Origin of the sequence: Streptomyces kurssanovii (genome assembly GCF_040677245.1) — a bacterium.
Lineage (GTDB): Bacteria > Actinomycetota > Actinomycetes > Streptomycetales > Streptomycetaceae > Streptomyces > Streptomyces kurssanovii.
On record NZ_JBFAQK010000012.1, the window covers coordinates 52,002 to 66,052 of the forward strand.

General features: G+C 70.5%; 11 protein-coding genes, 1 tRNA gene and 1 riboswitch. Of the genes, 3 read left to right on the forward strand and 9 right to left on the reverse strand.

The genetic code is table 11. The features are described 5' to 3' along the window. Positions 1-20: 20 nt before the first annotated feature. Both AB0K36_RS11910 and AB0K36_RS11915 read right to left on the reverse strand, forming a co-directional pair. Positions 21-896 carry a Bax inhibitor-1/YccA family protein gene (locus AB0K36_RS11910; RefSeq protein ID WP_364591841.1) on the reverse strand — a complete coding sequence of 292 codons (876 nt, stop codon included), beginning with the start codon at positions 894-896 and terminating at the stop codon, positions 21-23. A 165-nt stretch (positions 897-1,061) separates the two neighbouring features. Then, positions 1,062-1,143 (reverse strand) — tRNA-Leu (locus AB0K36_RS11915). Between the two features lie 365 nt (positions 1,144-1,508). On the opposite strand from AB0K36_RS11915, the gene AB0K36_RS11920 reads away from it, so the two are divergent. Further along, positions 1,509-2,279, forward strand: coding sequence for an ABC transporter ATP-binding protein (locus AB0K36_RS11920; protein WP_189469290.1), 771 nt, complete (start codon positions 1,509-1,511; stop codon positions 2,277-2,279). Between the two features lie 203 nt (positions 2,280-2,482). Further along, positions 2,483-5,020: an ABC transporter permease gene (locus tag AB0K36_RS11925; RefSeq protein WP_364591844.1), complete on the forward strand. Its 2,538-nt coding sequence runs from the start codon at positions 2,483-2,485 to the stop codon at positions 5,018-5,020. A gap of 85 nt (positions 5,021-5,105) precedes the next feature. On the opposite strand, the gene AB0K36_RS11930 is transcribed toward AB0K36_RS11925, so the two are convergent. Beyond that, a complete protein-coding gene (locus AB0K36_RS11930) occupies positions 5,106-6,404 on the reverse strand; it encodes a class I SAM-dependent methyltransferase (RefSeq protein ID WP_364591847.1) in 1,299 nt (432 codons plus the stop codon). Positions 6,405-6,686: 282 nt separating this feature from the next. Then, a complete protein-coding gene (locus tag AB0K36_RS11935; protein WP_364591850.1) occupies positions 6,687-8,066 on the reverse strand; it encodes an NAD(P)/FAD-dependent oxidoreductase in 1,380 nt (459 codons plus the stop codon). A 470-nt stretch (positions 8,067-8,536) separates the two neighbouring features. On the opposite strand from AB0K36_RS11935, the gene AB0K36_RS11940 reads away from it, so the two are divergent. After that, positions 8,537-9,337, forward strand: a complete 801-nt coding sequence (locus tag AB0K36_RS11940; protein WP_364591853.1) for a VOC family protein — start codon at positions 8,537-8,539, stop codon at positions 9,335-9,337. 45 nt (positions 9,338-9,382) lie between these two features. On the opposite strand, the gene AB0K36_RS11945 is transcribed toward AB0K36_RS11940, so the two are convergent. The 5 genes from AB0K36_RS11945 to AB0K36_RS11965 form a co-directional block, all read right to left on the reverse strand. Beyond that, positions 9,383-10,324 carry a Ppx/GppA phosphatase family protein gene (locus tag AB0K36_RS11945; RefSeq protein ID WP_364591856.1) on the reverse strand — a complete coding sequence of 314 codons (942 nt, stop codon included), beginning with the start codon at positions 10,322-10,324 and terminating at the stop codon, positions 9,383-9,385. Positions 10,325-10,344: 20 nt separating this feature from the next. Then, positions 10,345-10,875 (reverse strand): DUF501 domain-containing protein, encoded by a 531-nt coding sequence (locus AB0K36_RS11950; RefSeq protein WP_364591859.1) that lies wholly within the window; start codon positions 10,873-10,875, stop codon positions 10,345-10,347. Positions 10,876-10,932: 57 nt separating this feature from the next. Next, entirely contained in the window at positions 10,933-11,415 is a 483-nt protein-coding gene (locus tag AB0K36_RS11955) for an FtsB family cell division protein (protein ID WP_364591862.1), read from the reverse strand. 125 nt (positions 11,416-11,540) lie between these two features. After that, the gene (gene eno, locus AB0K36_RS11960) at positions 11,541-12,836 is read right to left on the reverse strand and encodes a phosphopyruvate hydratase (protein ID WP_189469277.1); all 1,296 of its coding nucleotides are present in this window, start codon (positions 12,834-12,836) and stop codon (positions 11,541-11,543) included. Positions 12,837-13,144: 308 nt separating this feature from the next. Continuing rightward, the gene (locus AB0K36_RS11965) at positions 13,145-13,828 is read right to left on the reverse strand and encodes a transglycosylase family protein (protein WP_364591865.1); all 684 of its coding nucleotides are present in this window, start codon (positions 13,826-13,828) and stop codon (positions 13,145-13,147) included. A gap of 4 nt (positions 13,829-13,832) precedes the next feature. Further along, positions 13,833-13,970: riboswitch (cyclic di-AMP (ydaO/yuaA leader) on the reverse strand. Between the last annotated feature and the right edge of the window lie 81 nt (positions 13,971-14,051).

Below are 14,051 nucleotides of genomic sequence, written 5' to 3' on the forward strand. Positions count from 1 at the left end.
GGCCCCGGCCGCCGCGCCGACTAGTCGTCGCCGCTGAAGATCGCCACCAGACGCAGCATCTCCAGGTAGATCCACACCAGCGTCACGGTCAGGCCGAAGGCGGCCAGCCAGGACTCCTGGCGCGGCGCGCCGTAGGTGATGCCGTCCTCGATCTCCTTGAAGTTCAGGGTGAGGAAGAAGCAGCCGATCAGGATGGCCAGGATGCCCACGATCGCGCCGAGCGGCCCGAAGCTGCGCAGACCGCCGTCCTCGGCGACGCCGAAGACCACGAGCAGCAGGTTCACCGCCATCACGGCGATGAAGGCGATCGCGATGGTCATGCCGATGCGGGCGTACCGCGCGGTGACCCGGATCCAGCGCTGCTTGTACACGACCAGCATGGCGCCGGTGACGGCCATGGTGCCGAGCACCGCCTGGAAGGGCGCGCCGTCCCAGCGGCTGTTGTACATCTCGCTGATCACGCCGAGGAAGATGCCCTCGAAGGCCGCGTAGCTCAGGATCAGCGCGGGGGACGGAGTGCGCTTGAAGGACTGGACGATCGCCAGGACGAAGGCCACGAGGGCCGAGCCGATGGCGATGCCGTAGCTGCTGGGGGAAACCGGCAGGACGGCCCAGGCGAGGACCGCACCGATGACCACGGTGCCCAGCGTCATGCCGGTGCGCGTGACGACGTCGTCCATCGTCATGGCGTCCGTGCGGACGGGCGCGGGGGCGCCGTACTGGGTGTCCGCCGGGGCGTAGGGGTTGGTCGCGTAAGGGTTGCCGGCGCCCTGTGCGTAGGGGTTGGTTCCTACGGCGGGGCCCCCGGCCTGCGGCTGCTGCTGCGCGTTGAAGCCGGCGTAGCCGTTGTCGCGGCTGAACCCCCGTCGCGAGAAGACCGGGTTGCTGCTCCTCATCTCACTCCTCCTTGGCCACCGTGCGCGGCCTAGAAGTCAAGAGTAATGCGGAAGCAAAGCGAACACTCTAGTGCTCGGGGAGGATCTTTCCGGGATCGTGACAGTGGAGCACGGCACGGGGCTCCCGCGGAGGGTGACCGTGTGCCGGGCGACGGGGCGTCGAGGTGCCCGGAGCCGGACTTGAACCGGCACGCCCCGAGGGGCAGCGAGGTTTAAGCTCGCCGTGTCTGCATTCCACCACCCGGGCGTGGCGCGAGGGCTCCGCGTTGGCACCCGAGCCTATCGGTGCAGATCGACTCGCCATCGGGGCGATGGCCCGATCTTGTCTTGTTCCATTGACTCCTGAGGGAGCGTCAGGCCAGGTCGGGGTGCGTTCCCACCCCCCTCGTACCGCCTGCGGCCGCTGCCCCGGGCCCCCGGGAATGACGTAAAAGCGCCCTCCGTGGCCCCCCTCTTCTCTCAGGGGCGCCGTCATACCCAAGGAGGAGGAGCGGGCCGCCCGGTCCGACCGGAGAGGGCCCCGGGAACGGGCACCGGGACTGACGATTCCCGGCGCCGGCGCGGACAGGATGGTGGAGTCAGCACGGCACACCCCCGACAGGAGCTCCCCTCGTGACCACCACCCCCATCGCTCACCGCGCCACCGCAGTGGCCGCCCGCGCCACGGACCTGTCCAAGGTGTACGGACAGGGCGAGACCCAGGTGGTCGCGCTGAACCATGTGAGCGTCGACTTCCGGCAGGCCGAGTTCACCGCGATCATGGGCCCGTCCGGCTCCGGCAAGTCGACGCTGATGCACTGCGTCGCCGGTCTGGACTCCTTCAGCTCCGGCTCCGTGCGCATCGGCGAGACCGAGCTCGGCAGCCTGAAGGACAAGCAGCTGACGCAGCTGCGCCGCGACAAGATCGGCTTCATCTTCCAGGCGTTCAACCTGCTGCCGACGCTGACCGCGATGGAGAACATCACGCTGCCCATGGACATCGCGGGCCGTAAGCCCGACCGGGAGTGGCTGGAGCGGGTCATCGACATGGTGGGCCTGCGTGACAGGCTCGGTCACCGGCCGACCCAGCTCTCGGGCGGCCAGCAGCAGCGCGTCGCCGTCGCCCGCGCCCTCGCCTCCCGGCCGGAGATCATCTTCGGTGACGAGCCGACCGGAAACCTCGACTCGCGGTCCGGCGCCGAGGTGCTCGGCTTCCTGCGCAACTCGGTGCGCGAGCTCGGCCAGACCGTGGTCATGGTGACGCACGACCCGGTGGCCGCCTCCTACGCCGACCGGGTGATCTTCCTGGCGGACGGCGCGATCGTCGACGAGATGCACAGCCCGTCCGCGGACGGCGTCCTCGACCGGATGAAGGCCTTCGACGCCAAGGGCCGCACGAGCTGACGTCTCCGGGCCGCTCCCGGCCCGTCCCCGCCCAGGGCCGGCGCGCCCGCCCCGGGCGCTCCCGCGGCACGCCCCCGCGGCCGCGCGCCACGCGCCCCTGCCCCGCGCGCCCCCTCAAGACCTCACCTGTCACCGCCCGGCCCACGGCCGGCCCCCGCCGGGCCGCCCGCGAGGACGCCGGTGCCCGTTCCCAGGACACCCACATGTTCCGTACCGCCCTGCGCAATGTGCTCGCGCACAAGGCCAGGCTGCTGATGACCGTGCTCGCCGTGATGCTCGGCGTGGCCTTCGTCTCCGGCACCCTGGTCTTCACCGACACCCTCGGCAACGCCTACCGCAACCAGTCCGCCAAGAGCTACGACAAGGTCGCGGTCGCCGTGACGACCTACATCGATCCGAGCGAGGCCACGAAGGACGCCGGCATCGACGAGAAGACCCTGGAGAAGATCCGGGGCGTCGACGGCGTCGCCTCCGCCTCCGGCCGGGTCTCCGGCTTCGCCGGCGTCGCCGACCAGGACGGCAAGCTCATCGGCAACGGCTGGTCCAACACCGGCGCGAACTTCGCCCCCGGCAAGGACGGCAAGGACGCCGCGTACACCTTCACCACCGGTGAGGGGCCGCGCGAGGACGGCGAGATCGCCCTCGACAAGGACTCCGCCGCCAAGGGCGGGTACCAGGTCGGCGACACCGTACGGGTGGCCACCAACGGCCCGGTGAAGGAGTACACCCTCGCCGGTGTCTTCACCACCGAGGACGGCGCGGTCAACGCGGGCGGCAGCCTGGTCCTCTTCGACACCGCCGTGGCCCAGCAGCTCTACCTTCGGCCCGGGTACTTCTCGGACGTCACCGTGACCTCCGAGGCCGGCGCCTCCGACACCGAGATCCTCGCGGCCGTGAAGCCGCTGCTGCCCGAGGACTCCGAGGCGCAGACCGGCAAGGAGCTGGCCGACGAGCAGGCGAAGCAGATCGAGAGCGGTCTGTCGAACATGAACACGATGCTGCTCGCGTTCGCGGCCATCGCCCTGTTCGTCGGCGTCTTCCTGATCGCCAACACCTTCACCATGCTGGTCGCCCAGCGCACCAAGGAGCTGGCGCTGCTGCGTGCCGTCGGCGCCTCCCGCCGGCAGGTCAAGCGCTCGGTGATCCTCGAGGCGCTGGTCGTCGGGGCCGTCGCCTCGGTGGTCGGCTTCGTGCTGGGCCTCGGCCTTGCGACCGGTCTGCGGTCGGCGATGAGCACCTTCGGCGCCAAGGTGCCCGCGGGACCGCTGGTCGTCTCGCCCACCGCGGTGGCCGCCGCCCTGGGCGTCGGTGTGCTGATCACGGTGCTGGCGGCATGGCTGCCCGCCCGCCGGGCCGCGAAGATCCCGCCGGTGGCGGCGATGAGCAGCGTGCACGCGGTGGCGACCACCAAGTCGCTGGTGCTGCGGAACACCATCGGTGGTGTGCTCACCCTGCTCGGCGCGACCGCGATCGTCGCCGGTGCGGCGGCCGGCTCCGACGGCCGGATGATCATCGGCGGCGGCGCCTTCCTGGCGCTGGTCGGCATCATCGTCCTGATCCCGCTGCTGTCCCGCCCGGTGATCGCGCTGGTGCGGCCGCTGCTGCACCGTCTGTTCGGGGTGTCGGGCAAGCTCGCCGGGCAGAACGCGGTGCGCAACCCGCGCCGTACGGGCGCCACCGCCTCCGCGCTGGCGATCGGTCTCACCCTGGTCACCGGGATCTCGGTGCTCGGCGCCACGATGGGCCGCGCCGTCGACCAGATGACCACGGACAACATCAGGGCCGACTACATGGTCTCGATGGCCGGCGGCGGCGCGCTGGACAAGTCGGCGCTCGACGCGATCGAGAAGGCCGAGGGCGTCGGCGCCGTCTCCCCGCAGCAGGCGTCCTCGATGGAGATCAAGGGCAAGTGGCACTCCGCCTCGGCGGTCACCCCGGGTGACGTGGAGAAGGTCTTCGACCTGGAGACGGTCTCCGGCTCGCTCGCCACGCTCGGCAAGGGACAGATCGCGGTCGACGACGACACCGCGAAGTCGAACGGCTGGAAGACCGGTGACACCCTGCCCGCCGAGTTCGGCCAGGAGGGCAGGAAGGAGACCAAGAACCTGACGGTCGGCGCCGTCTACAAGGGCAACGAGTTCCTCTCCCCGATCCTGGTCGCCACCGACGTCGTCGCCCCCTACGAGCCGAAGCCGTACATCCCCGAGATCTGGGTGACGATGGACGGCGGCGCGAGTGCGGCGAACGAGCAGGCGCTGGTCGACGCGCTGGGCGACAACCCGGCGATGAGCGTGATGGACCAGCAGGACATCCGGAACATGTTCGGCGGGTTCATCAACACGGCGCTGAACATCATGTACGGACTGCTGGCGATGGCCCTGATCATCGCGGTGCTCGGCGTCATCAACACCCTGGCGATGTCCGTCTTCGAGCGTCAGCAGGAGATCGGCATGCTGCGGGCGATCGGCCTCGACCGCGGCAAGGTGAAGCGGATGATCCGGCTGGAGGCCGTGGTGATCTCGGTCTTCGGCGCGGTGGTCGGCATCGGTCTCGGCTCGTTCCTCGCCTGGGCGATCGGCGAGACGATCCGCAAGGAGATCCCCGGCTATGTGCTGGTCATGCCGTGGGACCGGATCGGGATCTTCCTGCTGCTGGCCGGTGTGGTCGGTGTGCTGGCGGCGCTGTGGCCGGCCAGGAGCGCGGCGAAGCTGAACATGCTGACGGCGATCAAGACCGAGTAGAGGTTCCCAGGGGCGGGGCCCCGTGGGCGCGTGCTGTGCACGCGCCCACGGGGCCCCGCTTCGTCGTACGCCCGGCGCCGGTACCTCAGCGCCAGTCGCGGCTCCGCAGCGGCACTCCCGAGCCGCCGCTGCCGGGGGACCGCACGGCGAGGATCTGGTTGACGCCGATCCTGTTGCGCTCGAACGAGACGGCGGAGGCGGCCATGTAGAGCCGCCACACCCGGGCCCGGCCGGCGGACGTGGACCGCGCGGCCTCGGGCCACGCCTTCTCCAGGTTGGCGACCCAGGCGCGCAGGGTGCGGCCGTAGTGCTCGCGGATGGCGTGGACGTCCCGGACCTCGAAGCCCGCGTCCTCCAGGGTGGCGACGGTACGGCCGAGGGGCGCGAGCTCGCCGTCCGGGAAGACGTAGCGGTCGATGAACTCGTCGACCCGGTAGGCCGATTCGTTCCGCTCCGGGCGGCGGGCGATCTGGTGGTTGAGCAGCCGGCCACCCGGCACGAGGAGCGAGAACAGCTGGTCGGCGTACTCGCGGTAGCGGACCCGGCCGACGTGTTCCGCCATGCCGATGGACGAAATGGCGTCGTACGGACCGTCCCTGACGTCCCGGTAGTCCTGGACGCGGATCTCGATGCGGTCGGTGAGACCCTCGTCGGCGATGCGCTTGCGCGCGTAGACGGCCTGCTCGCGGGAGAGGGTCACTCCGGTGACCCTGGCGCCGTACTCGCGGGCGGCGTGGACGGCCATCGAACCCCAGCCGCAGCCCACGTCGAGGAGCCGGTCGCCCTCCTTGAGCCCGAGCTTGCGGCACACCAGGTCGAGCTTGTCGCGCTGGGCCTCCTCCAGGGTGCCCGCCTCGTCCCAGTAGGCGCACGAGTAGACCATGGACGGCCCGAGCACGAGCTCGTAGAAGTCGTTGCCCACGTCGTAGTGGTGGCTGATGGCCTCCTTGTCGCGCCGCTTGGTGTGCAGCGGGCCGGTACGGCGGCGCACCTCCTCGGCGGGCGGGGCCGGCGGGGGCAGCGGCCCGCCGAGCTTCAGCAGACCGAGGGCGGCCGCCCGCAGCCTCGGGTCACGCGCGGCGCGTACGGCACGTACGGCGCTCCGCCGCTCGCCGCCGCGCTCCCAGAAGATCCCGGCGAGCAGGTCCAGGGCCTCGTACAGGTCGCCGTCGACGTCGACCTCCCCGGCGACCCAGGCCCGTGCGAGTCCCAGCTCGCCCGGCCGCCACAACAGCCGCCGCAGGGCGCGCCGGTGGCGTACGACGAGGGTGGGCGCGCCCGGCGGCCCGGCTTCGCTGCCGTCCCAGGCGCGGATGCGGACCGGGAGCGGTGCCCCCAGCAGTTCCTCGGCGAGAGTGGTCAGCCGCAGTGCGGCGTCGGCCATGGCGCACACCTCCGTGACGGTGGTTCCCACGAACGCCCCGGCAGTCCCGCGCCGCGGGTCTGCACGGTTCCCTTCCCTCAACAACATGACCACCGTGTGTACTTCCCCGCACTACGCAATGCACAGGCAAAAAGGCGGGAAACGGTACCTGGTCGGAGTCAGCCGCCCGCGGCCGCGCGGGCCGCCGGACAGGCGGAGCGCACGCGGAGGTCTCCGGGAACGCCGAAGGGGCCGCCCGCACCACGGATGGCGGGCGGCCCCTTGGCAGGGCGAGCGGTACCGCTAGGAGGCCTTGGCCTTCTCGGACTCCGGCTTGGCGGCGACCGGAGCCGGCTTGGCCGCCTCGTAGAACTCCTCGCGCGGGGACTCCATCGCACCGAGGGAGACGACCTCGCGCTTGAGGAACATCGCGAGCGTCCAGTCGGCGAACACGCGGATCTTGCGGTTCCAGGTCGGCATGGCCATGCCGTGGTAGCCACGGTGCATGTACCAGGCGAGCCGGCCCTTGAGCTTGATCTTCATCTTGCCCATGACGATCATCGCGACGCCCTTGTGCAGGCCGAGACCGGCGACCGCACCCTTGTTCGCGTGCTCGTAGTCCTTCTGCGGGAAGCCGCGCATCCCGGAGATGACGTTGTCGCCGAGGACCCTGGCCTGGCGCAGCGCGTGCTGGGCGTTCGGCGGGCACCAGGCGTTCTCGACACCGGCCTTGCGGGCGGCCATGTCCGGGACCTGCGCGTTGTCGCCGGCGGCCCAGATGTAGTCGGTGCCCTGGACCTGGAGCTTCTCGCTGCAGTCCACGTGGCCGCGGGGGCCGAGCGGCAGGCCGTAGCGGGCCAGCGCCGGGTTCGGCTTCACACCGGCGGTCCACACGATCGTGTTGGAGTCGACCTCGAGGCCGTTCTTCAGCACCACGTGGCCGTCGACGCACGAGTCCATGGAGGTGGAGAGGTAGATCTCGACCCCACGGCCCTCGAGGTGCTCCTTGCCGTACTTGCCCAGCTTCGGGCCGACCTCGGGAAGGATCTTGTCAGCGGCGTCGACGAGGATGAAACGCATGTCCTCGCGCTTGACGTTGCTGTAGTACTTCGCCGCGTCACGGGCCAGGTCCTCGACCTCGCCTATGGTCTCGGCGCCGGCGAAGCCACCGCCGACGAAGACGAAGGTCAGCGCCTTGCGGCGGACGTCCTCGTCGGTCGTCGAGTCGGCCTTGTCCAACTGCTCGAGCACGTGGTTGCGCAGGCCGATGGCCTCTTCGATGCCCTTCATGCCGATGCCCTGCTCGGCGAGGCCGGGGATCGGGAAGGTACGGGAGATCGCGCCGAGGGCGATCACCAGGTAGTCGAAGGGCAGCTCGTACGCCTCGCCGACGAGCGGCGAGACCGTCGCGACCTTGCGGTCCTGGTCGATGGTCGTGACCCGACCGGTGAGAACCTCTGCCTTGGGCAGCACGCGTCGCAGCGGGACGACGACATGCCGAGGCGAGATGCTGCCGGCAGCAGCTTCGGGGAGGAAGGGCTGGTACGTCATGTACGACCGCGGGTCGACGACCGTGACGGTCGCCTCGCCGTAGCGCATCTTCTTGAGAATGCGCCGAGCTGCGTACAGGCCTACGTACCCACCGCCTACAACGAGGATCCTGGGACGCTCCGTGGTGCTCATGCCATCGAGTATCCACCCCCCTCGGAGGGGGCGCTCGTGAGCCCCTTCACAAGGTGTTGCCGCCACTCTGCTACACTCCGCCGCCCACGTGACCCAGGTCATGGTTCCCAGGGGGAACCACAGGACGCCGGGGGACGTTGATCACCCCTCTGAGCTGGCCCCTAGGGCTGCGGGGCCGCTGGACCGCCCTCCCTTGCCCTCTGGGGGCGCGGTCGGCCGACCGCCTTCGAATGTGCCCGTCCGGGCCCAACAGGTGCGCACAAAGGGCTTCCAGGAGCCTCCATGGGCCCGTCGGGACGCTTTTCCTTGTGAAGAACTTCACGAACTTTCTCGCGGGCACACCCACAGGACGGTCCGGCGGGCCCTTCGGACGGCGGCCGGAGCGTCGTCGCGCGGGGGCCCACGCTCGGTGCCAGGCTGAACCGCAGGCCCCGGGAGAGACCGGGGAAGTCCCGGAGAAAGGGAATCGCGTGATCACCACTGACTTCGTGCCCGGCTCCCCCTGCTGGCTCGATCTGGGCGCCCCCGACATCGACGCGGCGGCCGCCTTCTACGGCGCCGTGTTCGGCTGGCAGGCCAGGTCGTTCGACCAGGAGACGAGCAGCTACAAGTCGTTCCAGCTCGACGGCAAGGTGGTCGGAGCGGTCGGGCAGCTCACCGAGGAAGGCGCACGCCCGGCCTGGACGGTCTACTTCCACACGCCGGACATCGACTCCACCGTCAAGGCCGTCGAGCAGGCCGGCGGCTCGGTGCGCACCCCGCCCTCCGAGGTGTCGGACGAAGGGCGGTTCGCGCAGCTCACCGACCCGCAAGGCGCCCAGTTCGCGGTCTGGCAGCCGGGCTCGTACCCCGGCATCCAACTGGCCGACGCCCCGGGCAGCCTCGGCTGGGTGGAGCTCTACACCACCGACTCGACCGCCGCGCAGACCTTCTACGGCACCGTCTTCGGCTGGTCCGGCCAGGACATGGAACTCCCCGGCGACGGCGGCACGTACACGATGGTCACGCCGAAGGACCAGCCGGCCGAGCGGATGTTCGGCGGCATCATGGCCGTCCCCCAGATGTTCTCGTCGGGCGAGAACCGGCCGTACTGGCACCCCGTCTTCGGCACCGCGGACTGCGACGCCACGGTCGCCCTCGTACGGGAGAAGGGCGGCTCGGTCTCGATGGGCCCCGAGGACGCGGAGGGCGTGGGCCGGCTGGCGGTGTGCAACGACCCGGCCGGGGCGGAGTTCGTCGTGCTCACCCCGTCCCCGGCCCCGACGTCCTGACGCGGACTCGGTCCGTCGTCCCTGTGGTGACGTCCTGACCCTGACTCAGTCCCTCGTCCCGGCCGCGACGCTGTACGCGATGCCGTCGAGGATGTCGTGCTCGCTGACGACCACCTCGCGGGCCCCGGTCCGCCGCATGACCGTGAGCAGGACGAGCGCCCCGGCCGCGATCACGTCGACGCGGCCGGGGTGCATCACGCCGATCGCCGCGCGCTCGTCGTGCGTCGAGTTCAGCAGCATGGTGGTGACCTCCTCGACCTGCTCGTAGGAGATCCGCGAGTGGTGGATGGCCTCGGAGTCGTACTCCTGGAGGCCGAGCGCGATGCCCGCGACCGTGGTCACGGAGCCGGCGAGTCCGACCAGGGTGTGCGTCTGCCGGATGGGCACGGTCTTCTCGACGTCGTCGAGCGCCGCCTCGATGTCCGCGGTGATCGCGGCGATCTGCTCCGGCGTCGCCGGACTGCTCGGCGCGTGCCGCTCGGTCATCCGTACGCAGCCGATGTCGACGGACCGGGCGGCGCGGGCGTGCTCCTCGCCCACCACGAACTCGGTGGAGCCGCCGCCGATGTCGACGACCAGATAGGGGCGCTCGACGTCGGAGCGGCCGTGGAGCGAGTTGGTGGCGCCGGTGAAGGAGAACTCGGCCTCCTCGTCACCGGTGATCACCTCCGGCTCCACGCCGAGGATGTCGAGCACGCCGGCGACGAACTCGTCGCGGTTCTCCGCGTCGCGCGACGCGGACGTGGCGACGAAGCGGACGCGGCGGGCGCCGAGTTCCTCGATGACGGCGGCGTACTCACGGCAGGCGTCGAACGTCCGCTTCAGCGCTTCCGGGGCGAGCCTGCCCGTGCGGTCGACGTCCTGGCCCAGCCGGACGATGGTCATCCGGCGGTCGAGGTCGACGAGCTTCCCGGTGGCCGGGTCGACGTCCGCGACCAGGAGCCGGATGGAGTTGGTGCCGCAGTCGATCGCGGCGACGCGGGTCATGTCGGCGGTCTCCTCTGTGATCAGGCTTCGGGCGTCACACAGGGCGACACGCACGGCCCCTTGGCCCACCACTCCGGCAGCATCGCGATCGCCTCGTCGCCCAGCGGGTTCACGCCGGGGCCGGCCGCCAGCGAGTGGCCGACCAGCACGTGCAGGCACTTCACCCGGTCCGGCATACCGCCGGCGCTGGGGAAGCCCTCGAGCACCTCGATGGCGTCACGGCGCCGGATGTAGTCCTCGTGGGCCGCCCGGTAGGCGGCGGCGAGTTCGGGATCGGCCGCCAGGCGCTCGGTCATCTCCTTCATGACGCCGTTCGCCTCGAGCGTGCCGATCGCGGAGGCCGCCCGCGGGCACGTCAGGTAGTACAGCGTCGGGAACGGGGTGCCGTCGGGGAGCCGCGGGGCGGTCTCGACGACATCGGGCTGCCCGCAGGGGCAGCGGTGCGCGATCGCGCGCAGACCGCGCGGGGGCCGGCCGAGCTGGTCCTTGAACGCGGCGATGTCCGCGTCGGTGGGCTCGGTGGGTTCGGTGGTGGGAGGAGGGGTTTCCATGCCTGCCTTGTTCGCTGACTTACCTGTGCTGCCTGGGTCTACCTGTGCGGCGGGGGCTTACCTGTGCTGCGTGCCGTCGGCGCTGTCCACGCCGTTCCATACGTTCGAGTACCAGGGCCGGTCGGCCGCACCGCCCTCTTCGTGCTGCTTCTCGGCGGCCTCCGGGTCGATCATGGTGTATCCGGTCTCCCCCGGCAGGACGTAGTGCAGATGCTCGCGGGCCAGGCGCCGGATGTACATGTCGTCCTTCAGACGCGCCTTCTCGTCCTTGAGCTGCTCGACGCTCGTACGGGCCTCGTCCATCAGCCGTTCCTGCTCGGCGATCTCGGCCCGCTGCGAGACGTACTGGCGCATCGGGTAGGCGAGTGCGACGACGAGCGAGCAGACGACGAGGGCGAGGAAGGCCGCGCGTCCGGTGAGGCGGGAGCGGCGGGCCTGGCGGCGGTTCTGGGACCGGTAGACACGGGCGGCGGTCTGCTCGCCGAGCAGCCGCAGCCTGGTCGCGGTGGAGAACCGGTCCGCCTCCGGCGTGCGTGCCATGCCTCTCGCCTCCCCTTCACACACGTACGTCCCCGGACACGGTACGGGACCGCGGCCGGGGACGTACGTACGACAGGGCGTCAGCCGCTGATCGTCGGGACGATCAGCCTTCGTAGCTGCCGCGCCTACTGGTCCGCGAGGCGGAACCGCGGGAACGCGCTGCGGCCCGCGTACACCGCGGCGTCGTCGAGGATCTCCTCGATGCGCAGCAGCTGGTTGTACTTGGCGACGCGCTCGGAGCGGGCCGGGGCACCGGTCTTGATCTGACCGCAGTTGGTGGCGACGGCCAGGTCGGCGATGGTGACGTCCTCGGTCTCGCCGGAGCGGTGGGACATCATGCACTTGAAGCCGTTGCGCTGGGCGAGCTCGACGGCGTCGAGGGTCTCGGTCAGCGAACCGATCTGGTTGACCTTCACGAGCAGGGCGTTCGCGGCGTTCTCCTCGATGCCGCGGGCCAGGCGCTCGGGGTTGGTGACGAACAGGTCGTCGCCGACGAGCTGCACCTTGGCGCCGAGCTTCTCGGTGATGGTCTGCCAGCCGGCCCAGTCGTCCTCGAACAGCGGGTCCTCGATGGAGACCAGCGGGTAGGAGTCGACGAGCTCCGCGTAGTACTCGGTCATCTCGGCGGCCGAGCGGGACTTGCCCTCGAACTCGTACGAGCCGTCCTTGTAGAACTCGGACGCGGCGACGTCGAGCGCGAGCGCGATGTCCTTGCCCGGGGCGTAACCGGCCTCCTTGATGGCCTCGAGGATGAGGTCGAGGGCGGCGCGGTTGGAGTCGAGGTTCGGCGCGAACCCGCCCTCGTCGCCGAGACCGGTGGACAGGCCCTTCTGCTTCAGGACCTTCTTGAGGGTGTGGTAGACCTCGGTGCCCCAGCGGAGAGCCTCGGAGAAGGACTCGGCGCCGATCGGCGCGATCATGAACTCCTGGATGTCCACGTTGGAGTCGGCGTGCGAGCCGCCGTTCAGGATGTTCATCATCGGAACGGGCAGCAGGTGCGCGTTCGGACCGCCCAGGTAGCGGAAGAGCGGCAGGTCCGAGGCCTCGGAGGCGGCGTGGGCCACGGCGAGGGAGACGCCGAGGATGGCGTTGGCGCCGAGGGAGGACTTGTCCGGGGTGGCGTCCAGGTCGAACATCGCCTGGTCGATCAGCCGCTGCTCGGTGGCGTCGTAGCCGACGAGCTCCGGGCCGATCTGCTCGATGACGGCGAGGACGGCCTTCTCGACACCCTTGCCCTGGTAGCGGTTCTGGTCACCGTCGCGAAGCTCGAGAGCCTCGAACGCACCGGTGGAGGCGCCGGACGGAACTGCAGCACGACCCGTGCTGCCGTCGTCGAGGCCAACCTCGACCTCGACCGTGGGGTTACCTCGGGAGTCCAGGATTTCCCGGGCTACGACGACGTCGATGGACGGCACGAGCATCTCCTTCTGGGATGTGACGCGAGAAAAAGTGCAGAGGTCTGCTTGGCCTTGCGGCAAGAGCCTAACCGCCTCGGGGGCAAAGGCCGGCCGATGCCCGCCCCCTGGGACGAAAAAGGGCATCAAGACCCTTGAGGCCGGACAAACAGGGCGGTATCTACCTGCGGGTAACCGGCATTCGGGCCCCGGCCCCTGAACGGACCGGACCCCGGCCCGGCGCGTACGGGGGAAGGCGCGCCGGACCGGGGTGCTCGGGTCCCGTCCAGGAACGGGTGGCCTCCCACGACCGCCGGACCGTGGGAGGAGGAAGGTCAGCTCAGGTGGAGCTGCTGACCCGGGTGGATCACGTCGGCGTCCTCGACGATGTCCTTGTTCAGCTCGAAGAGCTTCTCCCAGCCGCCCTTGACCTTCTCGGCCTCGGCGATCTTGCTCAGGGTGTCACCGGCCTTGACCTTGTACTCGCCGTCGCCCTTCTTGAAGGCCTTGGCCTCGGGAGCGGCTGCGGGCTTCTCGGCCTTCTTGGCCGGGGCCTCGGCGCGCTCGGAGCGCGTGGTGGGGACCTCGGCGCGCTCCTGGGCCGGCTGCGTGGGCTCGGCCTCGGCGGAGCCGCCGTCGTAGGACGCGCTGGACAGGCCGACGCCGCAGCTCGGCCAGGCACCCTTGCCCTGGCCGGCCAGGACCTTCTCGGCTATCTCGATCTGCTGGGACTTGGACGCCTGGTCGGCGGTCGCGGCGTACGCGGTGCCGCCGTACGCGGCCCAGGTCGAGGCGGAGAACTGCAGGCCGCCGTAGTAGCCGTTGCCGGTGTTGATGGACCAGTTGCCGCCGGACTCGCACTGGGCGACGGCGTCCCACTCGGAAGCGGTGGCGGCGGAGGCGGTGCCCGCGCCGAGCAGCGGGGCGGCGACGGCCGCACCGGTGATGCCGACGAAGGCGGCGATACGGGTCGCCCTGGAAGCGCGGCGGTGCTTGGCGTTGCCGGAAGAACGCAGCATGGAGCTATCTCCTCACCGACGCCTGCGAGGTGAGCTGTCGGGTTCGGGCCTGTGAGTTGCCCGGCCGCACGTCACTGACGCGCGGTCTTCACCCCCAGCCGGTTCCGTTCCGCCGGTCTCCACGGTCCGGCCGACCTCGACGTACGGTCGGCCTCTCGCGATCTCGGCCCACGGGCCCGGCACTTACCTTGGGTCCCCCGCTCCTGCCTTCGGCGCTCTGAGC

Excerpts from the sequence above, each read along its gene's own strand:
- AB0K36_RS11910 (WP_364591841.1), bottom strand. The coding sequence starts at position 896 with ATGAGGAGCAGCAACCCGGTCTTCTCGCGACGGGGGTTCAGCCGCGAC.
- AB0K36_RS11925 (WP_364591844.1), top strand. The coding sequence starts at position 2,483 with ATGTTCCGTACCGCCCTGCGCAATGTGCTCGCGCACAAGGCCAGGCTG.
- AB0K36_RS11930 (WP_364591847.1), bottom strand. The coding sequence starts at position 6,404 with ATGGCCGACGCCGCACTGCGGCTGACCACTCTCGCCGAGGAACTGCTG.
- AB0K36_RS11935 (WP_364591850.1), bottom strand. The coding sequence starts at position 8,066 with ATGAGCACCACGGAGCGTCCCAGGATCCTCGTTGTAGGCGGTGGGTAC.
- AB0K36_RS11945 (WP_364591856.1), bottom strand. The coding sequence starts at position 10,324 with ATGACCCGCGTCGCCGCGATCGACTGCGGCACCAACTCCATCCGGCTC.
- AB0K36_RS11950 (WP_364591859.1), bottom strand. The coding sequence starts at position 10,875 with ATGGAAACCCCTCCTCCCACCACCGAACCCACCGAGCCCACCGACGCG.
- AB0K36_RS11955 (WP_364591862.1), bottom strand. The coding sequence starts at position 11,415 with ATGGCACGCACGCCGGAGGCGGACCGGTTCTCCACCGCGACCAGGCTG.
- eno (WP_189469277.1), bottom strand. The coding sequence starts at position 12,836 with ATGCTCGTGCCGTCCATCGACGTCGTCGTAGCCCGGGAAATCCTGGAC.
- AB0K36_RS11965 (WP_364591865.1), bottom strand. The coding sequence starts at position 13,828 with ATGCTGCGTTCTTCCGGCAACGCCAAGCACCGCCGCGCTTCCAGGGCG.